Genomic DNA, 25,000 nt, shown 5'->3' on the forward strand with positions numbered 1-25,000 from the left:
ATGGAGGCTGCCCCGAGCGGCAGCACCCGGTCCTTCCTCAGCCTCCGGGTCTCCGGCTGACCTGATCCCGGTTCCCACCGGTACGTCACGTCGTCGGCCGGGACCCTCACACCAAGGGTTTCCCACGTTGTCCGACAACGCTTCACGCGACTCCTTCTTCGCCCTGCACCACGGCCTTCCGCGGCAGGGCCCCGGCTCCGACGCCACCACGCGTCGCCTCCTCTCGCTCTGCGGGCCGCTTCCCGAGCGTCCGCGCGTGCTCGACCTGGGCTGCGGCCCCGGTCGCTCCGCGCTGCTCCTGGCGGCCGAGGCGGGCGCCGAGGTGACCGCCGTCGACCTCCACGAGCCGTTCCTCGCGGAACTGCGGCGCTCCGCCGCCGACCGCGGGCTGGACGGCGCGATCCGCACCCTGCGTGCCGACATGGGCGCGCTGCCGTTCCCCGACGGCTCCTTCGACCTGGTCTGGGCGGAGAGCTCGGCCTACTCGATCGGCTTCGACCGGGCTCTCGACGCGTGGCGCAGGCTGCTCGCTCCGGGAGGCTCCCTGGTGCTCACCGAGTGCCTGTGGACCACCGAGGCGCCCGCCCCCGCGGCACGCGCCTTCTGGGACGAGCACTATCCGCTCCGCACCCTCCGGGCGAACACGGCCGCGGCGGTCGACGCCGGCTACCACGTCCTCGGGACCGTCCTGCAGCCCGAGGGCGACTGGGACGAGTACTACGGTCCGCTCGGGGCGCGCGCCGACGCGGCCGACCTCTCGCTGCCCGGCATGGCCGGGGCGGTGGCCGCGACCCGCGCCGAGATCGCGATGCGGCGCGATCACGGCTCTGACTACGGGTACGCGGGATTCGCCCTGCGGCCCGCCGATCCGCGCTGGCGGACCCGCCCGGAGGCCGCCGGGGAGGCCGAGCTGATCCGGCCGCTGGTGGCGGCCGCCTTCGGCTCGGACGCGGAGGCCGAGCTGGTCGACGCCCTCCGGCGGGACCCCGACGCCTGGCTCCCCGGCCTGTCGTACGTGGCGGAGGCCCCGGACGGCTCGATCGCGGCGCACGCCCTGCTCACCCGCTGCCGGGTGGACGGGGCTCCGGCGGCCGCGCTCGCTCCGGTCGCGGTGGCGCCCGAGCACCAGCGGACCGGGGCCGGCAAGGCCGTCGTCCGGGCGCTGCTCGACGCGGCGCGGCTCCGCGGCGAGTCGCTCGTGCTCGTCCTGGGGCACCCGGAGTACTACCCGACGTTCGGGTTCGAACGGGCGTCCGCATATGGAATCCGGCCAGGTTTCGAGGTTCCGGACGAGGCGATGATGGCGCTCGTCCTGGACGGGTCCGCGTCCGTGCCGCACGGCACGATCGCCTATCCGGCGGCTTTCGGGGTCTAGCCGCCCCGTGACGCCGCTCCGCTCCCGCCGCACCGGCTGTACTCCGGTGCGGCGGGAGCGGCCACGTCCGGCCGCCGAAGTACGGACAAGCCGCTTTTGTACGGCAGACTGAGGTGGCCCCACCGGGGCGAGGACCGAAGCGAAGGATGGGTATGCCGACCACACCAGCCACCGCGGCGCAGATCTCGCCGGAGATCATGTCGAACGGTGTCCAGCCGTCCGAAGCCCCGGAGCCGATCATGCTCGAACTGGTCGACGAGGACGGGACGACCATCGGTACGGCGGAGAAGCTCGCCGCCCACCAGGCGCCCGGGCTGCTGCACCGCGCCTTCTCCGTCTTCCTCTTCGACGAGGCGGGCCGGCTGCTGCTCCAGCGCCGGGCCCTGGGGAAGTACCACTCCCCCGGCGTCTGGTCGAACACCTGCTGCGGCCACCCCTACCCGGGCGAGGCGCCGTTCGCGGCCGCCGCCCGGCGGACCTTCGAGGAGCTGGGCGTCTCGCCCACCCTGCTCGCGGAGGCCGGCACCGTCCGGTACAACCACCCGGACCCGGCCTCCGGCCTGGTGGAGCAGGAGTTCAACCACCTCTTCGTCGGCCTGGTGCAGGCCTCGCCGCGCCCGGACCCGGAGGAGATCGACGACACCGCGTTCGTCACCGCGGGCGAGCTGGCCGAGCGCCACGCCGCCGCGCCCTTCTCCGCCTGGTTCATGACGGTTCTGGACGCGGCGCGTCCGGCGATCAGGGAACTGACGGGTCCGTCCGGGGGCTGGTGACGACCGGCTGGTGGACCGTCGCCCCCGGCCCCGGTGCCATCGGGGCCAGGGGCAGCGCCGCCCAGATGATCTTGCCGCCGCTCGCGGTGTGCTCGACGTCGCACGCGCCCCCAGACTCCTGGGCGATCTCGCGGACCAGGAGCAGCCCGCGGCCGCCCGTCTGCCCGTAGTCCGCCTCCAGCGCCTTGGGGCGGTACGGATGGTTGTCCTCGACGGACACCCGGATCCACTCGGGCCCGATGGCCACCTCCACCGCTATCTCCGGGGACAGCAGCGCCGCGTGCCGCACGGCGTTGGTCACCAGCTCGGAGACGATCAGCAGCAGGCCGTCCATGATCTCCTCATGGACGGGGACGCCCTGGCGGACCAGCAGGTCGCGTACGGCGTGCCGGGCCTGCGGGACGGAGACGTCGACCGCGGCAGCGGTGAAGCGCCAGACTCCTTCGTAGGACGGTTGCCGGGCGGGGCCACCTCCGTGGTCCTCCACGGTACGGTTCCCACCCTCGTGCTCGATTCTCGCCACGGATCGAGTCTTGGCAATCCGCGCAGGCGGACCGACCTACTGACCAGAAGTCGACACGTATCGGCCGCTTTCCGATCGGGTGAGGATGTCGATGTCAGTTGTTCGACTGATCGGGCGCGCTTTCTGACTGCTCCGGGGGCGCGCTGGACACCGGCGTCGGCGTCACCATACTGACGATCCGTCGCCCGCCCACCCCGATCGCGATCAGGCCGAGGCCGTCGAAGAGCAGCGCGAGCGAGAAGAAGACCCCGAGGACGTACCGGCTGCTGTCCGGCCAGTCGAACAGGACGAGCAGGCCGAGCAGCAGCCCGAAGGCGCCCTGGAGCAGGGTCCAGCCGAACTGCGGGCCGCGGACCACCACGCTGCCGACCAGGCGGAAGAGGCCGCCGGTGAGGAAGAGCAGCGCGGCGAACATGGTCAGCGCCTCGGCCGAGCCCTCCGGATGGCGGATGACCACGACACCGGCCGCGATGTTCAGGGCGGCCACCACCACGGCGAGCCAGAAGTAGCTCGTGCCGCGCGACTGGATCGCCTGGAGGAGTCCGACGACCCCGCCGATCAGCAGCAGCCAGCCGAAGAGCAGCATCGAGGTCAGCGTGGCGAGCCCGGTGTAGACAAGGCCGACGACCCCGCCGATCACCAGCAGGACGCCGAGCACCGCCAGCCAGCTGAAGTTCCGGTTGAGCCGCTTGCCCTCGCGGGCCATCTCGCGGACGGGGTCCGTCGCCCCGTCCGGCTCGTGGGCGTCCTTGGCCATGCGCTGCCTCCTCGGGACGACCCCTTCCTGATCGTACGTTCGGGTGCGGCGGATAGCATCCGGCCCATGGAGCCGCAGCTGAAGGACAGCGTCACCGACGGGATCGCCACCGTCGTCATCGCCAACCCCGCCAAGCGCAACGCGATGAGCGCCGGGATGTGGCGGGCGCTGCCGGGCGTCCTGGACCGGCTGGCCGCCGACCCCGCCGTCCGGGTGCTGGTCCTCACCGGCGAGGGCGACACCTTCTGCGCCGGGGCCGACATCTCGGCGCTCCGGGAGTCCGGGGACGAGCAGCAGGCGCTGGCGGTACGGGCCGAGGAGGCGCTCGCCGCGTTCCCCCGGCCGACGCTGGCGGCCGTCCGGGGCTTCTGCGTCGGCGGCGGCAGCCAGCTCGCCGCCGCCTGCGACCTGCGGTTCGCCGAGGAGGGCGCCCGCTTCGGGATCACCCCGTCGAAGCTCGGCATCGTCTACTCCTCGTCCTCGACCCGGCGGCTCACCGCGCTGGTGGGCCCCTCGACCGCGAAGTACCTGCTGTTCTCCGGGGAGTTGATCGACGCCGAGCGCGCACTGCGGACCGGCCTCGTGGACGAGCTGCACCCGGTGGGCGGGCTGGACAAGCGGGTCACGGAGTTCGCCCGGGTCCTCGCCTCGCGCTCGCTGCTGACCCAGGCGGCGGCCAAGGAGTTCGCCGACGGGCGCCTGGACCGTGACGCCCACTGGGCGGAGCAGGCACGGGGCAGCGGCGACACCGCGGAGGGTGTCGCCGCCTTCCTGGAACGCCGGCCGCCCCGCTTCACGTACGGCGGCTGAGACCGGCCGGGGCGGCGCTCGGCCCGCCTGGCGCCCGGCGGCCGAGGCCCGGGCGAGGCCCCGCCGGGCCCGCGTGACGCACGGCGGCCGGGGCCCCGCTCAACGCCCCTGGGGCAGGTCCTCGGTCCGCACCCCGCGCCAGCGCGCGACGATCTCCGCGGGGGCCTTCTCCGGGGAACCCGCGTCGTACGGCGGCTGCGGGTCGTACTCGGTGAGCAGCTGGATGGTCTGCGCTGCCTCGTCGCCGCCGATCCGGCCGAGCAGGTGCAGCGCCATGTCGATGCCCGAGGAGACCCCGGCGGCGGTGACGTACTTGCCGTCGAAGACGACCCGCTCGCCGGTGGTCTCCACGCCCAGCGCCTTCAGCTCGTCGAAGGCGAGCCAGTGGGTGGTGGCCCGGCGGCCGTCCAGCACGCCGGCGGCGGCCAGGATCAGGGATCCGGTGCAGACGGAGGTGGTCCAGGTGCTGGTCCGGTCGGCGGTCCGCAGCCACTCCTGGATCTCCGGGTCGTGCATGACCGCGCGGGAGTCGGGCCCGCCGGGGACCAGGACGATGTCCGGGCGCGGTACCTCGGCGAGGGTCTTGTCGGCGACGAGGGCGAGGGTTCCCTGGTCGTTGCGGACGGGGCCGGCCTCCTTGGCCACGAAGACGGTCTCGGCGCCGGGGAGCCGGGCGAGGAGCTCGTACGGGCCGACGGCGTCGAGCGTGGTGAAGCCCTGGTAGATCAGAACGGCGATCTGCACGGTGCTGCCTTTCGGTGGGACGGGCGCGGGTCGGTCGGCGGATCGCGGCCGGGGCGGCCGCGGGGTCAGCGGACGGGTGAGTGGAAGCGGCGGCGGTAGTCGGCGGGCGCGGTGCCGAGGGACCGGGTGAAGGCGCGGCGCATGGCCTCGGGCGTGCCGTAGCCCGAGGCGCGGGCGACCTCCTCGACGCCGCGGGAGGTCTCCTCCAGGAGGCGGCGGGCGTGTTCGAGGCGTACCCGGTCGACGTACCGGCCGGGCGTGGTGCCCGTCTCGGCCTGGAAGGCGCGGGCGAAGTGGCGGGGCGAGAGCCGGGCCCGGGCGGCGAGGGCCTCCACGGAGAGGTCGTCGCCGGGGTGCTCGGTGATCCACTGCTGGAGGTCGCGCAGCGGTTCCCGGCGGGCGGTCTGGGCCGCGAGCTGGACACTGAACTGGGCCTGGTTGCCGGGGCGGCGCAGGAAGACGACCAGGTGCCGGGCGACGGTGAGCGCGACGTCCCGGCCGAGGTCCTCCTCCACCAGCGCGAGGGCCAGGTCGATGCCGGCCGTGACGCCGGCGGAGGTGGCGAGCCGCCCGTCCCGGACGAAGATGGGGTCCGGGTCCACCTCGACGTCGGGGTAGCACCGGGCCAGGTGGTCGCAGGCCACCCAGTGGGTCGTCGCCCGGTGTCCGTCGAGGAGCCCGGCCTCGGCGAGGAGCAGGGCGCCCGTGCAGACGGAGACGAGCCGGGCGGCGCCGGGGGCGTGGGTGCGCAGCCAGTCGATCAGCGCCGGATCGGGCTCCCGGGTGCCCTCCCCGCCGGGGACGACCAGGGTGTGCGGCGCTCCCCCGGCGACCGCCCCGGCGAGGGTGGTGTCGGGGAGGAGACGCAGTCCGCTCTGGCTGCGGACGGGTCCGCCGTCCAGGGAGGCGGTGCGGATCGGGTACGCCCCCGGGTCTCCGGCGGCGCGTCCGGCACCGGCGAACACCTCGTAGGGGCCGGTGACGTCGAGGCTCTGCACGCCGTCGAAGAGGACGACGAGGACGGGTCGCTGCGTCATGACTCCATCCTGGGAGGGGGCGGGGACGGCCGCAACGACGCCGACCCCACCTTTCCTGCCATCGCCCGCGGACCCGGGCCGCGGCCCGTCACCGGGGCCGGAGCGGCCGGGCTCCGGGGAGCCCGGGCCGTCGCGGCGGTTCCCGTCGTACCGACCAGTCGGTAACCTTCGGGCATGACGACGACTGCTCTGCCGCCCCGCGCGGGACGCCGCTGCCACAACGCCCTCAACCCGCTGCACTCGACGCTCTTCTTCTCACCCGACCTGGACCGCGAGTTCGGTGCGCTGGGCTTCACCGACCCGGCCTCGATGCGGCTGGCCGCGCGCAGCGCCGCCCTCGGCGCGGTCGGTCCCGGCACGGTCGCCGCGGCCTTCTACAACTACAACCACGAGCTGCTCGCCCGGCACCTCCCGGCCGTCTGGGACATCGCCTCCCCCGCCCGGGTCCTGGAGGCACGGCTGCGGAGCGCCGACGCCACGCTGCGGCGACTGCTCGGCGAGGAGACCGTCGCGTCCGCCGAGATGGCCGAGGCCGCGGAGCTCGCCCTGCGCGCCGCCGAGGCATGCACCCGGCACGCCCGGCCGCTCTACTCGGCCCACGCGGACCTCCCGGTGCCCGAGGAGCCCCACCTCGCCTACTGGCACGCCGCCACGCTGCTGCGCGAGCACCGGGGCGACGGCCACCTCGCGGCCCTGCTCTCGGCCGGCCTCGACCCCGTCGAGGCCCTCGTCTCGCACACCGCCACGGGCAAGGGCATGACCCCGCGCTGGGTGCTCGGCTCCCGGGGCTGGCGGCGCGGCGACTGGGAGGCCGCGGCGGAGCGGCTGCGCGGGCGCGGGCTGCTGGACGCCGAGGGGGAGCTGACCGAGGCGGGCACCGCCCTCCGCGCCGCGCTGGAGGAGCACACGGACCGGCTCGACACCGCCCCGTACGAGCACCTCGGGGCCGCCGGGGTCGAGCGGCTCACCGAGCTGGGACGCGGCTTCCTGGTCACGGCCGCCGGCGCGGGCGCCTTCCCGGCCGACCTCGTCGGCAAGGGCTGACCGCGGGACCCCGCCGGCGCCCGGGGACGCGCGCGGAACGGGCCGGTTACCGCGTACGGGTGACCGACCCGGCACAATGCACTCGCAAGCTGCAGGCACGAGAAGGCGAGTCGGGACACCGTGACGACGTCCATCGAAGCAAGGATCGCCGAGGAGCTCGGCGTACGCGAGCGACAGGTGAAGGCAGCCGTCGAGCTGCTCGACGGCGGTTCGACCGTGCCGTTCATCGCCCGCTACCGCAAGGAAGCGACGGAGATGCTCGACGACGCGCAGCTCCGCACCCTGGAGGAGCGGCTGCGCTACCTGCGCGAGCTGGAGGACCGCCGGTCGGCGATCCTCGACTCGGTACGCGAGCAGGGGAAGCTGACCGAGGAGCTGGAGGCCCGCATCCGGGCGGCCGACACCAAGGCGCGCCTGGAGGACATCTACCTGCCCTTCAAGCCGAAGCGCCGGACGAAGGCGCAGATCGCCCGCGAGGCCGGTCTGGGGCCGCTGGCGGAGGGGCTGCTGGCCGACCCGACCGTGGAGCCCGCCGCGGCCGCCGCCGCCTTCGTGGACGCGGACAAGGGCGTCGCCGACGCCGCGGCGGCCCTGGAGGGCGCGCGGGCGATCCTCGCCGAGACGTTCTCCGAGGACGCCGACCTCATCGGCGACCTGCGCGAGCGCATGTGGGGCCGGGGCCGGCTGGTGGCGAAGGTGCGCGAGGGGCAGGAGGAGGCCGGATCGAAGTTCGCCGACTACTTCGACTTCGCCGAGCCCTTCACCGCCCTGCCCTCGCACCGGGTGCTCGCCATGCTGCGCGGCGAGAAGGAGGACGTGCTCAGCCTCGACCTGGAGCCGGAGGAGCCCTCCGAGACCCCCGGCCCCTCCTCGTACGAGGGGATCGTCGCGCACCGCTTCGGGGTGGCCGACCGCGGGCGCCCCGGCGACAAGTGGCTCCAGGACACGGTCCGCTGGGCCTGGCGGACCCGCATCCTCGTCCACCTCGGGATCGATCTGCGGCTGCGGCTGCGGACGGCCGCCGAGGACGAGGCGGTCCGGGTCTTCGCCACCAACCTGCGCGACCTGCTGCTCGCCGCCCCGGCCGGCACGCGGGCGACGCTCGGCCTCGACCCGGGCTTCCGCACCGGCGTGAAGGTCGCCGTGGTCGACGCGACCGGCAAGGTCGTCGCCACCGACACGATCCACCCCCACGTGCCGGCGAACAAGTGGGACCAGGCGCTGGAGCGGCTGGCCCGCCTCGCCCGGGAGCACGCGGTCGAGCTGGTCGCCATCGGCAACGGCACGGCCTCCCGCGAGACCGACAAGCTGGCGGCCGAACTCCTCGCCAAGCACCCCGAGTTGAAGCTGACGAAGGTGATGGTCTCGGAGGCGGGCGCCTCGGTCTACTCGGCGTCGGCGTTCGCCTCGCAGGAACTGCCGGGCCTCGACGTGTCGTTGCGGGGCGCGGTCTCCATCGCGCGGCGGCTCCAGGACCCGCTCGCGGAGCTGGTGAAGATCGACCCGAAGTCCATCGGCGTCGGCCAGTACCAGCACGACCTGGCCGAGGTGAAGCTCTCGCGCTCGCTCGACGCGGTCGTCGAGGACTGTGTGAACGGTGTCGGGGTCGACGTCAACACCGCTTCCGCGCCGCTGCTCTCCCGGGTCTCGGGCATCAGCTCGGGCCTCGCGGAGAACATCGTGGCGCACCGGGACACCAACGGCCCGTTCCGCTCCCGGCGGGCACTGAAGGACGTGGCCCGCCTCGGCCCGAAGGCGTACGAGCAGTGCGCGGGCTTCCTGCGCATCCGGGGCGGCGACGACCCGCTCGACTCCTCCTCCGTGCACCCGGAGGCCTACCCGGTGGTGCGCCGGATGGTGAAGGCGACCGGCGGCGAGGTCGCGGCGCTCATCGGCGACACGGGGACGCTGCGCTCGCTGCGGGCCGACGACTTCGTCGACGAGACCTTCGGTCTGCCCACCGTGACGGACATCCTCCGCGAGCTGGAGAAGCCGGGCCGCGACCCGCGTCCGGCGTTCCGGACGGCGACCTTCGCGGAGGGCGTCGAGAAGATCGGCGACCTGGCGTCCGGCATGGTCCTGGAGGGCGTCGTCACCAATGTGGCGGCCTTCGGGGCGTTCGTGGACATCGGTGTGCACCAGGACGGCCTGGTGCACGTCTCCGCGATGTCGAAGACCTTCGTCAAGGACCCGCGCGACGTGGTGAAGCCCGGCGACGTGGTGAAGGTGAAGGTGCTCGACGTCGACATCCCGCGCAAGCGGATCTCGCTGACCCTGCGGCTCGACGACGAGCCCGGGGCGGCCGCGGGCGACGGCGGGTCCGGGCGCGAGCGCGGCGACCGGGGCGGACGTCCGCCGCAGCAGCGGCAGGGCGGTGGCGGCGGCGGTCGCCGGTCCGAGCGCGGGGGCCAGGGCGGCCGGAACGGGCAGGGCGGCCAGGGCGGCCGCGGTGGGCAGTCGGAGCGGGGCGGCCGGGACCGGTCGTCCGCGCCCGCGCCCGCGAACAGCGCGATGGCCGACGCCCTCCGCAAGGCGGGGCTGCTGGGCGAGGGCGGCGGGAAGCGCCGCTGACGGAGCCCTCACCGGGAGCGTCCCCGCCGGCCCGCCCGGGCCGGAGGGGGCGTCTCCCGGGCGGCCCGACGGGACACTCCCGCCGGGCGGCGGCCGGCCCGCGGGCCCTACGGCAGGAAGCGGAGGGCCCAGTCGGCGCGGTGGGCGACGGAGAGGTCGTCGTCCCCCGTCAGCGGCTGGAGGAGGTCCCGGGCCGTCTTCGGGTCGGCCTGGACCAGGTCGACGATCTCGGTGGCCAGACCGTCCTGGTCGTCGCCGAGGTCGACCGCGGAGGCCCGGATCAGGGCCGGGAGGGTCTCCGGGCCGCCGATCGCCGCGAGGACGCCGCCCAGCAGCTCGCGGGCGTAGGCGTTGCGCTCGGCGAGGGCGCGGTCGAGCTCCGCCTGGAGGCGCGGCAGCAGCCCGGCGTCGCCCGAGGCGGCGATCTCGTCGGCGAGGTCGATCGTCTCGTCCACGTCGGAGTCGAGGTCGTCCAGCATCTCGGTCAGCCGGGTCAGTAGGTCGGTCATGGTGCCTCCTGGAATGCGCCGTCCACGAGCACGGGGACGGTCGTCGAGCTGTCGGTCTCGGCGGCCACGGCCACGTCCTGCGGAAAGCCGTACTCGTACAGTTCACGACCCGAGTCACAGCCCTGCAAGGCGGCGACCGGGTCCTCGGTGGCCGACCACAGCACGGCCGCCGCGGTCGCCTCCGGGGTGAGGAGGTGCGGGCCGGCGGCCCGCAGCCCGGCGAGGACGGCGCCCGCGCCGAGCAGGTCCTCCAGCGCCGGACGCAGCGAACCGTCCGGCCACCGCTCGCCGGCCGCGACGACCGCGACCGGGCGTTCGGCGGAGCCGTACCCCCGTTCGGCGAGCCAGCGGGCGACCGCCGTGTGGTTGCGCAGCGAGGCGGCGACGACGGTCGCGCCCGCGGCCTCCGCGGCGATGGTGGAGCCGTTCGGCGAGGGCAGGACGAGCCGCGCCGGCGCCGGTGCGGCGCGGAGGGCCGCCGGGGAGAGCGTCCACGGGTGGTCGGGGGTGGCCTCGCGGCGCCCCACGGCGAGGGTCGCGCCGACCGCGCGCGCGTGGGCGGCGGCCGTCGCGTCCCGCCACCGGTACGGGTGGACGGCCGTGCCGGCCTCGACGGCGACGCCCACGGCGGTGGTGAAGGAGAGGACGTCGACGACGACCACGCAGGCGGCCGAGGGGCCGAGGACCCGTGCTTCGACGGGCCCCCAGCCGAACGAGACCGTCACCGCGGGCCCCGGTCCGCCGGGTGCGAGGTCGGCATCAGAGCTCGGTGGCCTTGCCGTCGGCGACCTCGATGCGCCGCGTGGTGCGGACCGCGTCGAGCATCCGCCGGTCGTGGGTGACGAGCAGCAGGGTGCCGGTGTACGTGTCGAGCGCGGACTCCAGCTGCTCGATGGCCGGCAGGTCGAGGTGGTTCGTCGGCTCGTCGAGGACGAGCAGGTTCACGCCCCGGCCCTGGAGCAGCGCAAGCGCGGCGCGGGTCCGCTCCCCCGGGGAGAGCGTGGTCGCGGGCCGCATCACGTGGACGGCCTTGAGGCCGAACTTCGCCAGCAGGGTGCGGACCTCGGCGGGCTCGGTGTCGGGCACGGCTGCGCAGAACGCCTCCAGGAGCGTCTCCGTGCCGTGGAAGAGCCGGCGGGCCTGGTCGACCTCGCCGACGACGACGCCCGAGCCGAGGACCGCGTCCCCGGAGTCCAGCGGCAGCCGGCCGAGCAGGGCCGCGAGCAGGGTCGACTTCCCGGCGCCGTTTGCCCCGGTGACGGCGACCCGGTCGGCCCAGTCGATCTGGAGGGTGACGGGGCCGAAGGCGAAGTCGCCGCGGCGCACCTCGGCCTCGCGAAGCGTGGCGACGACCGAGCCGGAGCGGGGCGCGGCGGCGATCTCCATGCGGAGCTCCCACTCCTTGCGGGGCTCGTCGACGACGTCGAGGCGCTCGATCATGCGCTGGGTCTGGCGGGCCTTCGCGGCCTGCTTCTCACTGGCCTCGCTGCGCGCGTTGCGTCCGAGCTTGTCGCCGTCGGTGGCCTTGCGGCGGGCGTTCTTGACGCCCTTGTCCATCCAGGAGCGCTGCATGTGGCCGCGGGCTTCGAGGGCGGCCTTCTTGCCGGCGTACTCCTCGTAGTCCTCGCGGGCGTGCCGCCGGGCCCGGTCCCGCTCCTCCAGGTAGGCCTCGTAGCCGCCGCCGTACAGGGTGATCTGCTGCTGGGCGAGGTCGAGTTCGAGGACCTTGGTGACCGTGCGGGTGAGGAACTCGCGGTCGTGGCTGATGACGACCGTGCCGGCGCGGAGCCCCTTCACGAACCCTTCGAGGCGCTCCAGACCGTCGAGGTCGAGGTCGTTGGTGGGCTCGTCGAGCAGGAAGACGTCGTAGCGGGAGAGCAGGAGCGAGGCGAGGCCGGCGCGGGCGGCCTGGCCGCCGGAGAGGGAGGTCATCGGCTGGTCGAGTCCGACGGTGAGGCCGAGCGAGTCGGCGACCTCGTCGGCGCGCTCGTCCAGGTCGGCGCCGCCCAGGTTCAGCCAGCGCTCCAGGGTGGTCGCGTACGCGTCGTCGGCGCCCGGGGTGCCGTCGACGAGGCCCTGGGTGGCCTCGTCCATCGCCGTCTGGGCGGCGGCGACGCCGGTGCGCCGGGCGAGGAACTCCCGCACGGTCTCGCCCGCGCGCCGCTCGGGCTCCTGCGGGAGGTGGCCGACGGAGGCAGTGGGCGGCGAGAGCCTGAGCTCGCCCTCCTCGGGGGTGTCGAGCCCGGCGAGCAGCCTCAGCAGGGTCGACTTGCCGGCGCCGTTGACGCCGACGAGGCCGATGACGTCGCCGGGGGCGACGACGAGGTCGAGGCCGGCGAAGAGGGTGCGTTCGCCGTGGCCGGCGGCGAGGTCCTTGGCGACGAGGGTTGCAGTCATCAGGGTACGAATCCTAGGCGACCCGGAATCCGGCCCGGCCGCTCAGGGGTGCGGGACGGCGGGCACCGCGCGGGGGCCGGTGACAGGGGCGGCGCGCGGGGTCGTGCGGGGTCCGGAGGGGAGGCCGGCCGCGGGGACGGGCCCGGGGCCGGTCGCGGGCCGGGGCCGGGAGTCGGCCGCCGCGGGCCCGGTCCCGAGGCGCCGCAGGACGGTCCGGCGGGTCGTCCGGTCGAAGCGGTACGGGCCGACGCCGGGGTACCCCTCGCGCTCCAGGTCCACCGAGGTGCCCGTCTGCCAGGCGAAGTCGCGCCAGACGACGTCCTCGCCGTCGTGCTCGACGACGGCGGTGACGGCTCCGCAGCCGAGGTCCTCGCAGTCGGGGCAGGAGTAGACCACCCGGCGGCCGCCCGGGAGCGCGGCCGCGGGACCGCCGTCGGCGTCCGGGGCGAGGAGGGCGCGGACGTGCTCGGCGCGGAGGGCCGGCGGCAGGTCGCCGGCCAGCGGCGAGACCGTGTCGGCGCCCTCGGCCCCGTCGAGCCGGTGGAGCAGCGACCGGCCGTCGACGACGAGGTCGAGGTCCTCGGGGCGGGGGCGGGGCCGGACCGGGGTCCGGGAAGGGACGCCACCGCCGTCCGGGAGGGCGGCGGGGGCGAGGTCGAGAGTCGTGTACACGGCCGGCATGCGTCCAGCATTCCGCGGCGGGGGTCCGCGTTCCATGGCTGGTCCGTCCCGGAAATGTCCCGGTCCCGGTACGGTCCCCGGCATGGAGAGCGACGTGATCGTGGTGGGTGGCGGGGTCGTCGGTCTGACGACCGCGGTGACGCTGGCGGAGCGCGGCCTTCGGGTCCGGGTCTGGTCGCGGGACGAGGTGACGGCGACGACCTCGGCGGTGGCGGGGGCGCTCTGGTGGCCGTACCGGATCGAGCCCGAGGAACAGGCGGGCGCCTGGGCGTTGGCCTCGCTGCGGGTGTACGGGGAGCTGGCCGCCGATCCGGGGCGCACCGGCGTGCGGTGGGTGGACGGGGTCCACGCGGACACCACCCTGGAGGGTCTCGGGCCCTGGGCGCGGGAGGTGCCGGGGCTTCGCCCGCTGGCGCCCGAGGAGGTGCCGGGTCCGTACGGCACGGGTCTCGCGGCGCGGTTGCCGCTGATCGACATGCCGGTGCATCTGGGGTGGCTGCTGCGCCGGTTCGAGGCGGCGGGCGGGGTCTTCGAGCGGCGTACGGTCACCGGCTTCGCCGAGGCGGCGGCCGCGGCGCGGGTGGTCGTCGACTGCACAGGGGCGGCGGCGCGGGAGCTCGTGCCGGATCCCGCGCTGCGCCCGGTGCGGGGGCAGTTGGTGCTGGTGGAGAACCCGGGGATCGAGGAGTGGTTCACCGCCGCGGACGCGGGGGCCGGCGAGACGACGTACTTCTTCCCGCAGCCGGGCCGGCTGGTCCTGGGCGGGACGGCCGAGGAGGGCGACGAGCGGACGGAGCCCGATCCGGCGACGGCGGCGGCGATCGTGGCGCGGTGCGCGCGGGTGCGGCCGGAGATCGCGGGGGCGCGGGTGCTCGGGCACCGGGTGGGTCTGCGGCCGGCGCGTGCGGGCGGGGTCCGGATCGAGGCGGTGCCGCTGCCGGGAGGCGGCCGGCTGGTGCACCACTACGGGCACGGGGGCGCGGGGGTGACGGTGGCCTGGGGCTGCGCGGAGCGGGCGGCGGAGCTGGCCGGGGCCTGAGGAACGGGCACGGGGCGGGCCCGGTCCCGTCGGACCGCACCCGCCCCGTGTTTGCTCACCGGATCGTTCCCCCGGTGTGCGCCCGCTACTTCCAGAGCGGCGGCTTGCTGTGGTTGTCGGCGTCCTCGCACTGGCGGGCGCGGGTCTCCAGGGCGTCGGCGCGGGCGCTGGCCTTGCGGGCCTCCGCGTGGGCGCCGAGGCCGCGGAGCTGCGCGGCACGGTTGCGCTCCTTCGCCGCGTCGTGCCGCAGCTGGGTGACGTTGCAGGTCATCTTGGCCGCGGCCGCCGGCTCGGCGGTGATCGTCTGGCCGAGCAGGACGCCGCCGGCGAGCAGCGTCGTGGCGAGCAGCGACGTCAGGGCGCGACGTGCCGTCGTGGTGGTGCGCATGGTGTTCTCCAACTTCCAGGCCATGGGGACCTGTTCGAGGCATGGTCAGTACCAGGCGGTAACTTTACCTCGGCAAACGACGAAATCCCGCCACCCCGACCCCCCGGGCACGTGATCGTCAACACTCCTCCACAGGGCTCCCACTGACGAGGTGATAGGTGGCCCGGCCGTCGAGGAGCAGCGGGACGAGCGCGCGCCGCGACTGCGCGAGCGGGACGAAGGCGCCCGCGCCCTCCGGCCGTACGGCGACGCCGTGCAGGGCGAGTTCGTCGCCCGCCTCGGCGTACTGGGCGGCGGACAACCGGTAGCCGCAGGGCGGATCGGCCAGGATCTCCGCCGGCTCCGGCGGGTCGTTGTCGGCGCCGCCGAGGAAGACCGGGCCCCGGTCGGCGTAGCCGGCGCGCCGGGCCGCGGCGGTGGCGGCCGTGAGCGGTCCGCGCCGCTCGTCGAGGTAGGCGAAGGCGCCCTCCAGGGCGGCGTGCTGGGTGGCGACGCGGCGCCGGTGGTTGCGCGCGGGGTCGTTCTGCTCGGCCTCGTCGAAGGCGTCCACCCGGGTCTCCACGAGCAGGCCCACGGAGTGCTTGATCCCGGCGGTGTTCCGCAGGATCCGCTCCTGTCCGTCGCCGGCGACCTGCTTGAGCGGCTTGCCGGTGAGGGGGTCGGTCCAGATGCCGTAGACGCCGCTGCTGTACCCGGCGAGCCCGGCGGCGGGCCGGACGTACGCCTCGGAGAGGGTCCGCGACTCGTCGTGGACGTGCGGATCGGCGTCGAGGCTGCGCGGCCAGAGGGCGAGCAGGTCCTTGTCGTAGTAGCGGGGCGTGGCTCCGTACTCGTGGAGGTCGTAGACGAGTTCGGGCCGCCGGTCGCGGATGACGGCGGCGACCGCGCGCGCCTCGGCGGTGCGCAGGGCGATGTGGTCGCGGTTGACGTCGACGCCGTCGGCGTTGCCCCGGGTGTCGGCCTCCCGTCCGTCGGGGTTGGCGGTGGGGACGACCAGGAGGGTCGTCCGGGCGAGGAAGCGCCGGGTCTCCTGGTCCCTGTCGGTGGCGAGGTCGCGCACCGTGCGGAGGCAGGCCTCCCGGCCGGCCGGCTCGTCGCCGTGCTGGCTGCAGACCAGCAGCACGGTGGTGCGCCCGGTGCCGAGGGTGGCGAGCCGGAGCGGGCGGCCCTGGGCGGTGGTGCCGACGACCCGCACCGAAAGACGGGCGCTCGCGCGGTCCACGGCCGCGAGGAAGTCGCGCTCCTCCGCCTCGGAGGTCCACCGGGCCCCGTTGCTCGTCTCGAATCCGGTGCGCGGCGGCGGCTGTACGGGCGCGCTGCCGGCCGCCTTCGCGGGAACGGTGACGAGCGGCAGCGCGAGGAGCGCGGCGCCCACGGCGAGGAGCAGAGCGCGCCGGGAACTCCGGTGTCCGCTGAGGGGGTTCATCGGGCGTCTCCCGTTCGGTTCATCGGGCGTCTCCCGTTCCGGGCAGGCGCGGGCCGGTGACGGCGGCCGGCGGTGCGGCGTCCCGCCGTGCGGGGCCGGCGGGGTGCGGCGACGGCGCGGCCGGGTGCGGTCCGGAGGTGGCCAGGGCGAAGGCCCCGGCACCGCCGACCAGCGGCAGCCGGGCGGACGTGCGGGCGAGGTCGAGGGTCAGGGTCGGGGTCGTCGACGGAGGGTCGAGGAGGTCCTTGTCCGTGCCGCCGACGATCAGGGCGAGGCGGTGCCCGGCCGGCACGACGTGGTCGGCGGCGGCGAGGTCCAGGGTCATCGTGTACGCCCGGCCGGGGGTCAGCGGGCGTTCCCTGCCCGGGTCGGCCCAGGTGCCGAGGTCGGCCCAGCCCCGGCTGACCACGGTGTGCCGGACGTCCACCGTGTGGGCCTCGGTCTCCCGGTAGCAGGCGCTGTCCCCTGCGGTGCTCGCGCCCCAGCAGGTGCGGTCGGCGCGGGTGGTGATGCCCTCGCCGGCGGCGCCGTAGTCCCGGATCGTGTCCGGGCCGAGGTCCACCAGGACGGCGGTGAGGTGGGCGGTGGCGGTGGTCGGGACGGCGGTGACCGTCACCTGGGAGGAGCCGGCGATCCTCAGGTCCCGGGAGAGGGGGCGGGTGACGAACCCGGCCTTCTCGGGGGTCGCGGTGTCGATCCGGGCCGCCCAGTCGAGCTCGCCCAGGCCCGGGTCGTCGGTGAAGGTCGCGGTGGAGCCGGGGGCGGCCGGGGTGCGGCCGAGGACGCCGGGCCCGGGGGCCGCGCCCGGGGCGGGGCGCACGGTGGTGGGGACGGTGGTGCGCGGCGGCCACTGGCGGTCGGTGGTCCACCGGTCCGGGGCGCGCTCGATGTCGGCGACGGGTTCGCGGTCGACGCCGTTGTCGTAGCCGAGGAGGTGGTGGTCGAACCAGCGGTGCAGGGTGCGGACCCACTCGGCGCGCCGGAAGTCGAAGGGGTCGACGTGGCCGGTCTGGGAGAGCCAGATCTTCCGCTCGACGCCGTGGGCGCCGAGGGCGTCCCACCAGCGGCCGAACTGGCCGGCGCGCACGTTGAGGTCCTGCTGCCCGTGGACGACGAAGACGCTGGCCTTGACCTTGGCGGCGTTCCTGACGTGGTCGCGCTCGGTCCAGGCGGGCGTGCGGTCGCCGCTGTACGGGGTGCCGGCGGTGATGCGGTCCTGGACGGCGCCGCAGCGGGCCCGCGCCGCGGGGCTGTTGACGTAGTCGGAGAGCCAGCTCGGGTCGGAGTCGTACAGGGGGGCGCCCTGGGAGTGGAAGTAGTCGTACCAGGAGGAGATGGCGCCGATCGGAACGATCGTTTTCAGCCCTTCGACGCCGGTGGCGGCGACGCCGCTGGCGATGGTGCCGTCCCAGCTCTTGCCGATCATGCCGACGTCGCCGGTGCTCCAGGTGGTGGCCCGGGACGGGGTGTCGCCCGTACGGGTGGTGTAGCCCCGGGCGCGGCCGTTCAGCCAGTCGACGACGGCCTTGGCCGACTGGACGTCGGAGCGTCCGCCGACGTCGTCGCAGCCGTCGGAGCGGTTGGTGCCGGCGAGGTCGACGGCGGCGAAGGCGTAGCCGCGGGGGACGAAGAAGTTGTCGTAGAACAGCGGGAGGCCGACGGGGTTCCCCTCGGCGTCGTAGGTCTTCTTCTGGCTCTCGTTGCCGCGTCCGCAGCAGGCGTAGTACGGGCTGGCGTCCATGATGACCGGGATCCTGCGGCCGGCCGCGGCGGGCTCGCGGGGGCGGACGATGTCGACGGCGACCCGGTCCGCGCGCCCGTCGCCGTCGCCGTCGAGCCCGGTGTCGACCCAGACGGACTCGCGGACGGCGTCGGCGTACGAGTGGACGGGCCGGGACTCCCGGGCGGGGCGGCCGGCGGAGCCGGAGGCCGTCGCGGGTCCGGAGGCCGTCGCGGGTCCGGCGGCCATCGCGGGTCCGGCGGCCGCGGCCGGCGCGGCGGGTTCCGGACGGGCGCCGGCCGGCGTGACCAGGGTCGCGAGCAGGGCGGCCGTGGCGGCGGTCACCAGCGTTCCGTACGGCAGTCGGGCTCCGCGGGTTCTCCGCGTTCGCATCGGCATGGGCGGGAACGTACCCCGGTCAACTCCCGTGCAAAAGAGTGCCGGAGGGGATCGGGCGTGATTCGGGTCGATTCCGGAGGCGGACGGGTTCATGTCGGCCGAATGGCGATCGTGTGACAGCGGGTCCTCTGGACGTGACGGTGCGTCGGGGCCCTGAATAGTGTCCTGGCTAAGGACCGACGCCCACCCGCGCGTCTTACGTTTCTTATGACTTGGGGAGCACCCGTGCACCGCAGAATCATCGTTCCGAGCGCCCTCGCGGCCTCCCTGCTGCTGGCGATCCCGGCATCGGCGGCCGACTTCGCCCCCGGGGCCCCGGGCATCGGCGACTCCTACTACCCCACCAGTGGCAACGGCGGCTACGACGTCTCCCACTACGACCTGCGTCTGACCTACCAGCCCGCCACCGACCTCCTGGAGGGCACGGCGACCATCGTCGCCACCACCAGGCAGAACCTGTCCCGGTTCAACCTCGACCTCGGCCTGAAGGTCAGTGAGGTCCGGGTCAACGGCCGGGTGGCGACGTTCGCCGCCTCGGGCTCGCACGAGCTGGAGGTCACCCCGGCGGCCCCGCTGGAGAAGAACAAGCCGCTCTCGATCGTCGTCCGCTACGCGGGCAAGCCCTCCGAGGTGAAGATCGACGGCTGGACGGCCTGGGCCCGGACCCCGGACGGCGGCGTCGCCGCGCAGGAGCCGGACTCGGCGGCCTGGTGGTTCCCCTCCAACGACCACCCGCTGGACAAGGCGACCTTCGACGTCTCCGTCGCCGTCCCGGACGGCACCCAGGCCATCAGCAACGGCGTGCTGCAGTCGCAGTCCTCGCGGCTCGGCTGGACCCGCTACAACTGGCGCTCGAACAAGCCGCAGGCGACGTACCTGGCCACGCTCGCCGTCGGGAAGTTCGACATCACGACGGACCGGACCGCGAACGGGCTGCCGGTCCTCAACGCGTACAGCAAGGACCTCGGCGACAACGACGGCGCCGCCCGCGCCTCGATCGAGCGGACGACCGAGGTCGCGGAGTGGCTGGAGGGGGTCTTCGGGCCGTACCCCTTCAACGCCCTCGGCGGCTACGTGCCGAACGTGACCAGCGGCTTCGCCCTGGAGACCCAGACCCGGCCGTTCTACAGCCCGCGGCAGTTCGCCAACGGCGCGAACGTGTCGGTGGTCGTCCACGAGCTGGCGCACCAGTGGTACGGCGACAGCGTGTCGGTCCGGGACTGGAAGGACATCTGGGTCAACGAGGGCTTCGCCCGCTACAGCCAGTGGCTGTGGTCGGAGAAGGAGGGCGAGGGCACGGCCCAGGAGCTGGCGGACTACGTCTACGCGATCCGGACCGCCGAGGACCCGTTCTGGACGGTGAAGCCGGGCGACCCCGGCCCGGAGAACCAGTTCCACATCGCGGTCTACGACCGGGGCGCGCTGGCCCTCCAGGCCCTGCGCAACGAGATCGGCGACGAGGACTTCTTCGCGATCCTGAAGGGCTGGCCGCAGAAGTTCGCCCACGGCAACGCGCGGGTGGCCGACTTCGTGCGGTACGCGGAGAAGGTCTCCGGCAAGCCGCTGGCCGAGCTCTTCGACACCTGGCTGTACGAGCCGTCGAAGCCGTCCGCGTCGACCGCGGCGGCGGCCGGCCTGGCCGCGCCGGCGTCGGGCGCCCCGGCCGCCCGGGCCGCGGCGGCGCCGAAGCCGGCCCAGCCGAAGTCGTGGAAGAAGATCGCGGCGACGAACTCGGTCCACGAGTCGGGGCGGCACGGCGACCACTGAGCGGTGCGGTGATCCGGTCCGCAGGAACCCGGGTCACCGAGACGGCCCCGCCTCCACGCGGGGCCCGTCTCGGCGCGGGGCCGGCTTCGTGCGGGGCTCGTATCGGTTCTGTGCGGGTCCCGGTTCTGTGCGGGTCCCGGTTCTGTGCGGGTCCCGGTTCTGTGCGGGTCCCGGTTCTGTGCGGGTCCCGGCTCTGTGCGGGTCCCGGCTCTGTGCGGGTCCCGGCTCTGTGCGAGGCCTGCTTTCGTCGGCGCCCGCCTCCGTGCGGGGCCGTCCGGGTGCGGAGCCCGTCCCCGTGCAGAGCCCGTCCCTGTGCCGGGGCGGTCCGCGCCGGGTCAGTATTCGTGCCGGGCCGGTCGGCTCGGGGCCGTTCGTGCGGCGGGGCGGCCCCGGGCGGATGTCAGTGTCCGGCTCGGCGTGCGGTCGCGCGGGCCTTCCGGGCCAGCGGCAGGTAGCGCAGTCGCTCCGGCAGGACCGGGACCACCCAGCGGACCACCCGCGCGAAGCGGCGCAGCGTCCGCTCCTGTCCGTCCGTCCAGGTGAGCCCGATGGCCGCCCGGGCGTCCGGCGGCATCAGGCCGACGGTGAGGAAGGCGCGCAGCCGCAGGAACGGGCGGCGCAGGAGCGGCCAAAGCAGCCTGAGCGCGAGCCGGAGCGGCAGCGGCCCGCGGTCGGGGGCGGGCACGGGCTGCCCGGGGTCGAGCAGCTCCCGGACGACGACGGTCGCCTCCAGCTCGTCCGCGAGGACCTTCCGGTAGTACGGCCAGAACTCCTCGATCGTCTGCGGCATGTCCCGGTCGTGGATGCCGAGGATCCGGCCGACCTGGAGCCACTCGGTGTACAGCTGCCGCTCCTGCGCCTCGGTGAGGGGCCGGGCGAGGAGGCGGAGGCCGTGGGTGTAGACGGGGAAGCCGGTCGCGTGGACCCAGGCGTAGTAGGCGGGCGTCAGCGCGTGGTACCGGCGGCCGCGGGTGTCCGTGCCCTGGATGTCGCGGTGCAGCCGGCGGAGCCGGCGCCCCTCGCGCGCGGCGTCCTCGCCTCCGTAGATCCACAGCTGGAGCGAGCGCAGGGAGCGCTCGCCGCGGCCCCAGGGGTCGGTGCGGAAGACCGAGTGGGCGTCGACGCCGGCACCGATGGCGGGGTGGGCGACCTGCATCGTGAGGGCGGCGGGAAGCATCAGGAGCGCGCGGACGTCACCCGCGACGCTCCACAGCACGCCCCCGACGGGCGGCGGCGCCGGATCGGCGCCGGTGACCCGGTCGGCGGACTTCTGGGATTCCATGGGGCTCTCTCTCCTCACACTCCAGGCTGCACCCACGACGAAGGGGCCGTCACCCGGGCGTCTCGGCCCCTGGTGACGGCCCCTTCCGGGGAGTACGGGTCAGCCGCGGTCGGCGCCGACCGGCTCGCCGACGATGCGGGCGGCGAGGGCGTGGGCCCAGGCGTCGACGTCGGCGTTGAGCTCGCGCTCGGCGGCGGCGCGCTCCTCGGCGATCTTCGCGGAACCGGCGGCGATGATCGACTCGCGCTCGGTGTTGCCCTCGGCACGGGCGGCGGCGATGGCGACCGAGCCCTCCTCGACGGCCTTGGCGCGGATACGGGCCGCCTCGTGGCGGGCCTCGGCCAGCTCGGCCTCGTACTGCTCGCGGATCTGCGTGGCCTCGGCGCGCAGGTCGTCGGCGCGCCCGGTGCCGCCGTCGATGGCGTCCTCGCGCTCGTCGAGCGTGCGCCGGATCTTCGGCAGGATGCCCTTCGCCAGGATGAGGAAGGTGAGGGCGAACAGCACGAGGCCGAGGATGAGCTCCGCCCAGACAGGGTTGAGCGGACCGAGGTCCATCTTGAAGACGGTCGAGTTCGAAGCGAGGGTCATGCGCGCATTCTACCTGCTAGAAAAAGCGACAATTCGGGCTACCCGGCGAGAGTTGTCGTGTTCGTGCGGGCTCGGCCAGATTCCCGGCATCCAAAGGCTACCGGAAGGTAACTCCGGCTGATTGTATGTGCCGCGCCAGCACAACCCCCCACACCCTCATGGGAGTTCCTGTGTCGTTCGCCGCGCTCCGCCGCGCCCCCGGCGCCGCCCTGTCCCTGGCCCTCGCCGCGGCCACCCTGGCCGTGACCGCCCCGGGTGCGTCCGCCGCCTCCGCCGGAGCGGCCGCCGAGGCCCCGCACCTGAAGGTGCTCACGTACAACGCGTTCCTCTTCTCGAAGACGCTGTACCCGAACTGGGGGCAGGACCACCGGGCCAAGGCGATCCCGGCCGCCCCCTGGTACCAGGGGCAGGACGTGGTCGTGATCCAGGAGGCCTTCGACAACGCCGCCTCGGACGCCCTCAAGGCGAACTCCGCCGGCCGGTACCCGTACCAGACGCCGGTCGTGGGCCGCAGCAAGAGCGGCTGGGACGCCACCGGCGGCTCCTACTCCGCGACCACCCCCGAGGACGGCGGGGTGACGATCCTCAGCAAGTGGCCGATCATCCGCAAGGAGCAGCACGTCTACAAGGACGCGTGCGGCGCCGACTGGTGGTCGAACAAGGGCTTCGCCTACGCGGTGCTCGACGTGAACGGCAGCCGGGTGCACGTGCTCGGCACCCACGCCCAGTCCACCGACCCGGGCTGCGCGGCGGGCGAGGCGGCGCAGATGCGCAGCCGCCAGTTCAAGGCGATCGACGCCTTCCTCGACGCCAAGAACATCCCGGCGAACGAGCAGGTGATCGTCGCCGGCGACATGAACGTCGACTCGCACACCCCCGAGTACGGCACGATGCTCGCCGACGCGGGCCTGGCGGGGGCCGACTCCCGCACCGGCCACCCGTACTCCTTCGACACCGACCTGAACTCGATCGCCTCCGAGCGCTACCCGGACGACCCGCGCGAGGACCTCGACCACGTCCTCTACCGCTCGGGCAACGCCCGGCCGGCGAACTGGACCAACCACGTGGTCCTGGAGAAGAGCGCGCCCTGGACGGTCTCCAGCTGGGGCACGAGCTACACGTACACCAACCTGAGCGACCACTACCCGGTCACCGGTTTCTGAGCCCCGGCCGACCGCTCGACGACGGCGGGCGCGGGGCGCTCAGTACCCGTACCCGCCGCCGAAGAGGCTGTACAGCCAGGCGCCCAGCACCCCGGCGACACAGAGCAGCACCACGAAGGAGCCGAGGCTCGTGTGCCGCTCCCTGCGCGGGCGGCCGGGGCGTGCGGTGCGGGCCGCGCGGCCCGGCTTCCGCTGCCTGCCCGGCCTGCCCTGCTTCCCGGAGCCGGCCGTGCGCCCCGCACGCGCCGGCTGCGCGGCGGCGGGCTCGGCGACCGCCGCGACCTCGGCGAGCATCCGGCGGCAGACCGCCGCGAGCTCGGCCGTCCCGGCCGTCAGGTCGACGACGACCTCGGTGCGGGCGGGCGCGGTGGTGCCCCCGTCGAGGAGCCGCCCGGCACGCAGCAGCGCCTGGTCCTTGCCCCCGGTCGGACCCAGGCTTATCCAGCGGCGCACGTGCTCGCCCCGGATCACCACACCGCCGCCCCGCTCCCGGTAGACGGTGTGCTCCCGCCACAGGACTCCGGCCAACTGATCGGCCGTCTCCCTGAGTTGCGTGTACATCTGACTCCCCTGTTCCCGTTCCCCCAGTTCGAACAGCCGCAGACTCTAGCCGCCGGGACCGACACCCCGCGCCACAGCCCCGGCCCGCCGCCCGTTACGCGCCGAAGTCGTACACGGTGACCGCTATCCCCCGCTCCACCAGCCGCCGGACCACGAGCGGCTCGACCCGCTCCCACGTCCCGCCGGCCAGCCCGCAGCCGATCCGCGGCATGTGGACGGAGGCCCCCAGCTCCTCCGCGCGCCCGGCCAGCAGCCCGAGACCGGCGTCGATCGCCTCGTACCGCACGGGCACCCCGGTGCTGCGCCCGGTCCGCATCCCCCGCTGGCCCACCAGGTTGGCCACCCAGACGTACCGCTCGACCCGCACGAACTGCGCCGCGCCGAGACCGAAGTCGTTGCGCGCCCGCTCGCGGTGCCATCGGCGGTAGGCCGTCTCCGGCTCCGTCCAGCGGCGTGAGACCGCCAGGACGAAGCCCTTGCCCCAGCCGCCGAGATCGTTGACGACGTGCGCGACGATCTTGACGCCCTTGCCCTGCGGTGCGGTCGCGTCCCCCCGGACGTAGCTGATCCCGTTCATGACGATCACGCTACGACCCGGCACCGACAACGCCCGACGGTCTTTTACAGCTCTGGTGAGACAGCAATACTGTCCCGGTCGGCCTCAGCGGCCGGATTCGGCAGGGGAGCGGAAGCGAGGCGGCTCGGATGGACGTCGGGAGCGACGCGGAGGGCGGGGCCAGCTACACCGTCGACGAGCTGGCCGCGCGGGCCGGCGTCACGGTGCGGACCGTGCGGTTCTACGGGACCCGCGGTCTCCTCCCGCCGCCCGTCATCGGGGCGCGGCGCGTCGGGCACTACGGGCAGGGCCATCTGTCGCGGCTCGCGCTGATCGAGGAGCTCCAGCGGCAGGGGATGACGCTGGCCGCGATCGAGCGGTACCTGGAGCAGCTGCCGGCCGATCTCAGCGCCCAGGACCTGGCGATCCACCGGGCGCTGGTTGCCTCGTGGGCGCCGGAGTCCGCCGAGTCCACCACCCGGCGGGAGCTGGAGCGGCGGGCCGGCCGGGAGCTGACGGAGACGGACGTGGACCGGCTCGCCGCGATGGGCGTGCTCGACCGGACCGCCGACCAGGACACCTTCCGGCTCGACGGGTCGCTGCTCCGGCTCGGCGTCGAGCTGCTCGACGTGCCCATCGAGCACGAGACGATCCTCGCCTCCCGCACGGTCCTCCTGGAGCACGCGCGCGCCGCGGCGCAGGAGCTCTCCCGGCTGTTCCGGGACGAGGTGTGGAGCCCGTACCGGGAGAGCGGCGAGGACCCGGACCACCTGAGCGCGATGAGGTCGCTCTCGGCCCACATGCAGCCGATGGTGGTCCAGGCCCTCCTCACGGCCTTCCAGCGCTCGCTGAGCGAGGAGCTGCGGGCGGCGTTCGGACGCCGGTGAGGG

At 74.6% G+C, this 25,000-nt stretch carries 24 protein-coding genes; 9 read left to right on the forward strand and 15 right to left on the reverse strand.

Annotated features, from left to right (window positions below):
• Window positions 1-127 precede the first annotated feature (127 nt).
• Both ACY0MR_RS07075 and idi read left to right on the forward strand, forming a co-directional pair.
• The gene (locus tag ACY0MR_RS07075) at window positions 128-1,375 is read left to right on the forward strand and encodes a bifunctional class I SAM-dependent methyltransferase/N-acetyltransferase (RefSeq protein WP_473559817.1); all 1,248 of its coding nucleotides are present in this window, start codon (window positions 128-130) and stop codon (window positions 1,373-1,375) included.
• A gap of 152 nt (window positions 1,376-1,527) precedes the next feature.
• Window positions 1,528-2,148, forward strand: coding sequence for an isopentenyl-diphosphate Delta-isomerase (idi, locus tag ACY0MR_RS07080; protein ID WP_388795724.1), 621 nt, complete (start codon window positions 1,528-1,530; stop codon window positions 2,146-2,148).
• On the opposite strand, the gene ACY0MR_RS07085 is transcribed toward idi, so the two are convergent.
• Both ACY0MR_RS07085 and ACY0MR_RS07090 read right to left on the reverse strand, forming a co-directional pair.
• The gene (locus tag ACY0MR_RS07085; RefSeq protein WP_388795727.1) at window positions 2,114-2,671 is read right to left on the reverse strand and encodes an ATP-binding protein; all 558 of its coding nucleotides are present in this window, start codon (window positions 2,669-2,671) and stop codon (window positions 2,114-2,116) included. The genes idi and ACY0MR_RS07085 overlap by 35 nt on opposite strands.
• A gap of 94 nt (window positions 2,672-2,765) precedes the next feature.
• Window positions 2,766-3,428 carry an HdeD family acid-resistance protein gene (locus ACY0MR_RS07090; protein WP_473559820.1) on the reverse strand — a complete coding sequence of 221 codons (663 nt, stop codon included), beginning with the start codon at window positions 3,426-3,428 and terminating at the stop codon, window positions 2,766-2,768.
• 66 nt (window positions 3,429-3,494) lie between these two features.
• On the opposite strand from ACY0MR_RS07090, the gene ACY0MR_RS07095 reads away from it, so the two are divergent.
• Window positions 3,495-4,238, forward strand: a complete 744-nt coding sequence (locus ACY0MR_RS07095) for an enoyl-CoA hydratase/isomerase family protein (RefSeq protein WP_388795733.1) — start codon at window positions 3,495-3,497, stop codon at window positions 4,236-4,238.
• Window positions 4,239-4,337: 99 nt separating this feature from the next.
• Here the strand turns inward: ACY0MR_RS07095 and ACY0MR_RS07100 are convergent, their stop codons facing one another.
• Entirely contained in the window at window positions 4,338-4,982 is a 645-nt protein-coding gene (locus tag ACY0MR_RS07100) for a DJ-1/PfpI family protein (RefSeq protein WP_392204759.1), read from the reverse strand.
• Window positions 4,983-5,047: 65 nt separating this feature from the next.
• Window positions 5,048-6,019 (reverse strand): GlxA family transcriptional regulator, encoded by a 972-nt coding sequence (locus ACY0MR_RS07105; RefSeq protein ID WP_361857551.1) that lies wholly within the window; start codon window positions 6,017-6,019, stop codon window positions 5,048-5,050.
• 174 nt (window positions 6,020-6,193) lie between these two features.
• On the opposite strand from ACY0MR_RS07105, the gene ACY0MR_RS07110 reads away from it, so the two are divergent.
• The gene (locus tag ACY0MR_RS07110; RefSeq protein WP_388795741.1) at window positions 6,194-7,063 is read left to right on the forward strand and encodes an SCO6745 family protein; all 870 of its coding nucleotides are present in this window, start codon (window positions 6,194-6,196) and stop codon (window positions 7,061-7,063) included.
• A 120-nt stretch (window positions 7,064-7,183) separates the two neighbouring features.
• Complete coding sequence (locus tag ACY0MR_RS07115) at window positions 7,184-9,634, forward strand: Tex family protein (protein ID WP_473559823.1); 2,451 nt, start codon at window positions 7,184-7,186, stop codon at window positions 9,632-9,634.
• 107 nt (window positions 9,635-9,741) lie between these two features.
• Here the strand turns inward: ACY0MR_RS07115 and ACY0MR_RS07120 are convergent, their stop codons facing one another.
• The 4 genes from ACY0MR_RS07120 to ACY0MR_RS07135 are packed head-to-tail and all read right to left on the reverse strand — an operon-like array spanning window position 9,742 to window position 13,221.
• Window positions 9,742-10,143 carry a hypothetical protein gene (locus ACY0MR_RS07120; RefSeq protein WP_361863777.1) on the reverse strand — a complete coding sequence of 134 codons (402 nt, stop codon included), beginning with the start codon at window positions 10,141-10,143 and terminating at the stop codon, window positions 9,742-9,744.
• Complete coding sequence (locus ACY0MR_RS07125) at window positions 10,140-10,868, reverse strand: 2-phosphosulfolactate phosphatase (RefSeq protein WP_388795748.1); 729 nt, start codon at window positions 10,866-10,868, stop codon at window positions 10,140-10,142. Before ACY0MR_RS07125 ends, ACY0MR_RS07120 begins: the two co-directional genes overlap by 4 nt.
• A 34-nt stretch (window positions 10,869-10,902) precedes the next feature.
• Complete coding sequence (locus tag ACY0MR_RS07130; RefSeq protein WP_388795751.1) at window positions 10,903-12,540, reverse strand: ABC-F family ATP-binding cassette domain-containing protein; 1,638 nt, start codon at window positions 12,538-12,540, stop codon at window positions 10,903-10,905.
• A gap of 42 nt (window positions 12,541-12,582) precedes the next feature.
• Window positions 12,583-13,221 (reverse strand): hypothetical protein, encoded by a 639-nt coding sequence (locus ACY0MR_RS07135; RefSeq protein WP_473559826.1) that lies wholly within the window; start codon window positions 13,219-13,221, stop codon window positions 12,583-12,585.
• 82 nt (window positions 13,222-13,303) lie between these two features.
• On the opposite strand from ACY0MR_RS07135, the gene ACY0MR_RS07140 reads away from it, so the two are divergent.
• Window positions 13,304-14,260, forward strand: coding sequence for an FAD-dependent oxidoreductase (locus ACY0MR_RS07140; RefSeq protein WP_361852357.1), 957 nt, complete (start codon window positions 13,304-13,306; stop codon window positions 14,258-14,260).
• Window positions 14,261-14,345: 85 nt separating this feature from the next.
• On the opposite strand, the gene ACY0MR_RS07145 is transcribed toward ACY0MR_RS07140, so the two are convergent.
• The 3 genes from ACY0MR_RS07145 to ACY0MR_RS07155 all read right to left on the reverse strand — a co-directional run bounded on the left by ACY0MR_RS07145 (window position 14,346) and on the right by ACY0MR_RS07155 (window position 18,193).
• Window positions 14,346-14,672 (reverse strand): hypothetical protein, encoded by a 327-nt coding sequence (locus ACY0MR_RS07145; protein ID WP_473559828.1) that lies wholly within the window; start codon window positions 14,670-14,672, stop codon window positions 14,346-14,348.
• A 94-nt stretch (window positions 14,673-14,766) separates the two neighbouring features.
• Window positions 14,767-16,074: a M14 family metallopeptidase gene (locus tag ACY0MR_RS07150; RefSeq protein ID WP_473559830.1), complete on the reverse strand. Its 1,308-nt coding sequence runs from the start codon at window positions 16,072-16,074 to the stop codon at window positions 14,767-14,769.
• Between the two features lie 19 nt (window positions 16,075-16,093).
• Window positions 16,094-18,193, reverse strand: coding sequence for a Xaa-Pro dipeptidyl-peptidase (locus tag ACY0MR_RS07155; RefSeq protein ID WP_473559832.1), 2,100 nt, complete (start codon window positions 18,191-18,193; stop codon window positions 16,094-16,096).
• 225 nt (window positions 18,194-18,418) lie between these two features.
• Here ACY0MR_RS07155 and ACY0MR_RS07160 point away from each other — a divergent pair, with 225 nt between their 5' ends.
• Window positions 18,419-19,960 (forward strand): M1 family metallopeptidase, encoded by a 1,542-nt coding sequence (locus ACY0MR_RS07160; protein WP_392864045.1) that lies wholly within the window; start codon window positions 18,419-18,421, stop codon window positions 19,958-19,960.
• 400 nt (window positions 19,961-20,360) lie between these two features.
• On the opposite strand, the gene ACY0MR_RS07165 is transcribed toward ACY0MR_RS07160, so the two are convergent.
• Both ACY0MR_RS07165 and ACY0MR_RS07170 read right to left on the reverse strand, forming a co-directional pair.
• On the reverse strand, window positions 20,361-21,242 hold the full coding sequence (locus ACY0MR_RS07165) for an oxygenase MpaB family protein (RefSeq protein WP_392864046.1): 882 nt from the start codon (window positions 21,240-21,242) through the stop codon (window positions 20,361-20,363).
• A gap of 99 nt (window positions 21,243-21,341) precedes the next feature.
• Window positions 21,342-21,830, reverse strand: a complete 489-nt coding sequence (locus ACY0MR_RS07170; RefSeq protein ID WP_361852339.1) for a F0F1 ATP synthase subunit B family protein — start codon at window positions 21,828-21,830, stop codon at window positions 21,342-21,344.
• Window positions 21,831-21,988: 158 nt separating this feature from the next.
• Here ACY0MR_RS07170 and sph point away from each other — a divergent pair, with 158 nt between their 5' ends.
• The gene (gene sph, locus ACY0MR_RS07175; protein WP_473559834.1) at window positions 21,989-22,993 is read left to right on the forward strand and encodes a sphingomyelin phosphodiesterase; all 1,005 of its coding nucleotides are present in this window, start codon (window positions 21,989-21,991) and stop codon (window positions 22,991-22,993) included.
• Window positions 22,994-23,032: 39 nt separating this feature from the next.
• On the opposite strand, the gene ACY0MR_RS07180 is transcribed toward sph, so the two are convergent.
• A complete protein-coding gene (locus ACY0MR_RS07180; protein ID WP_392204773.1) occupies window positions 23,033-23,554 on the reverse strand; it encodes a hypothetical protein in 522 nt (173 codons plus the stop codon).
• Between the two features lie 94 nt (window positions 23,555-23,648).
• On the reverse strand, window positions 23,649-24,131 hold the full coding sequence (locus ACY0MR_RS07185) for a macro domain-containing protein (RefSeq protein ID WP_473559837.1): 483 nt from the start codon (window positions 24,129-24,131) through the stop codon (window positions 23,649-23,651).
• 128 nt (window positions 24,132-24,259) lie between these two features.
• Between ACY0MR_RS07185 and ACY0MR_RS07190 the strand changes: the two genes are divergently transcribed.
• Complete coding sequence (locus ACY0MR_RS07190) at window positions 24,260-24,997, forward strand: MerR family transcriptional regulator (protein WP_388795785.1); 738 nt, start codon at window positions 24,260-24,262, stop codon at window positions 24,995-24,997.
• Window positions 24,998-25,000 lie beyond the last annotated feature (3 nt).

The organism is Streptomyces sp. JN8 (assembly GCF_055808075.1).

What these genes read in the sequence shown, in the direction of transcription:
- ACY0MR_RS07185 (WP_473559837.1), bottom strand. Translation starts at nt 24,131, where the DNA reads ATGAACGGGATCAGCTACGTCCGGGGGGACGCGACCGCACCGCAGGGC.
- ACY0MR_RS07190 (WP_388795785.1), top strand. Translation starts at nt 24,260, where the DNA reads ATGGACGTCGGGAGCGACGCGGAGGGCGGGGCCAGCTACACCGTCGAC.
- ACY0MR_RS07135 (WP_473559826.1), bottom strand. Translation starts at nt 13,221, where the DNA reads ATGCCGGCCGTGTACACGACTCTCGACCTCGCCCCCGCCGCCCTCCCG.
- ACY0MR_RS07105 (WP_361857551.1), bottom strand. Translation starts at nt 6,019, where the DNA reads ATGACGCAGCGACCCGTCCTCGTCGTCCTCTTCGACGGCGTGCAGAGC.
- ACY0MR_RS07095 (WP_388795733.1), top strand. Translation starts at nt 3,495, where the DNA reads ATGGAGCCGCAGCTGAAGGACAGCGTCACCGACGGGATCGCCACCGTC.
- ACY0MR_RS07140 (WP_361852357.1), top strand. Translation starts at nt 13,304, where the DNA reads ATGGAGAGCGACGTGATCGTGGTGGGTGGCGGGGTCGTCGGTCTGACG.
- ACY0MR_RS07170 (WP_361852339.1), bottom strand. Translation starts at nt 21,830, where the DNA reads ATGACCCTCGCTTCGAACTCGACCGTCTTCAAGATGGACCTCGGTCCG.
- ACY0MR_RS07180 (WP_392204773.1), bottom strand. Translation starts at nt 23,554, where the DNA reads ATGTACACGCAACTCAGGGAGACGGCCGATCAGTTGGCCGGAGTCCTG.
- ACY0MR_RS07090 (WP_473559820.1), bottom strand. Translation starts at nt 3,428, where the DNA reads ATGGCCAAGGACGCCCACGAGCCGGACGGGGCGACGGACCCCGTCCGC.
- ACY0MR_RS07165 (WP_392864046.1), bottom strand. Translation starts at nt 21,242, where the DNA reads ATGGAATCCCAGAAGTCCGCCGACCGGGTCACCGGCGCCGATCCGGCG.
- ACY0MR_RS07150 (WP_473559830.1), bottom strand. Translation starts at nt 16,074, where the DNA reads ATGAACCCCCTCAGCGGACACCGGAGTTCCCGGCGCGCTCTGCTCCTC.
- ACY0MR_RS07145 (WP_473559828.1), bottom strand. Translation starts at nt 14,672, where the DNA reads ATGGCCTGGAAGTTGGAGAACACCATGCGCACCACCACGACGGCACGT.
- ACY0MR_RS07120 (WP_361863777.1), bottom strand. Translation starts at nt 10,143, where the DNA reads ATGACCGACCTACTGACCCGGCTGACCGAGATGCTGGACGACCTCGAC.
- idi (WP_388795724.1), top strand. Translation starts at nt 1,528, where the DNA reads ATGCCGACCACACCAGCCACCGCGGCGCAGATCTCGCCGGAGATCATG.
- ACY0MR_RS07130 (WP_388795751.1), bottom strand. Translation starts at nt 12,540, where the DNA reads ATGACTGCAACCCTCGTCGCCAAGGACCTCGCCGCCGGCCACGGCGAA.
- sph (WP_473559834.1), top strand. Translation starts at nt 21,989, where the DNA reads ATGGGAGTTCCTGTGTCGTTCGCCGCGCTCCGCCGCGCCCCCGGCGCC.
- ACY0MR_RS07110 (WP_388795741.1), top strand. Translation starts at nt 6,194, where the DNA reads ATGACGACGACTGCTCTGCCGCCCCGCGCGGGACGCCGCTGCCACAAC.
- ACY0MR_RS07155 (WP_473559832.1), bottom strand. Translation starts at nt 18,193, where the DNA reads ATGCCGATGCGAACGCGGAGAACCCGCGGAGCCCGACTGCCGTACGGA.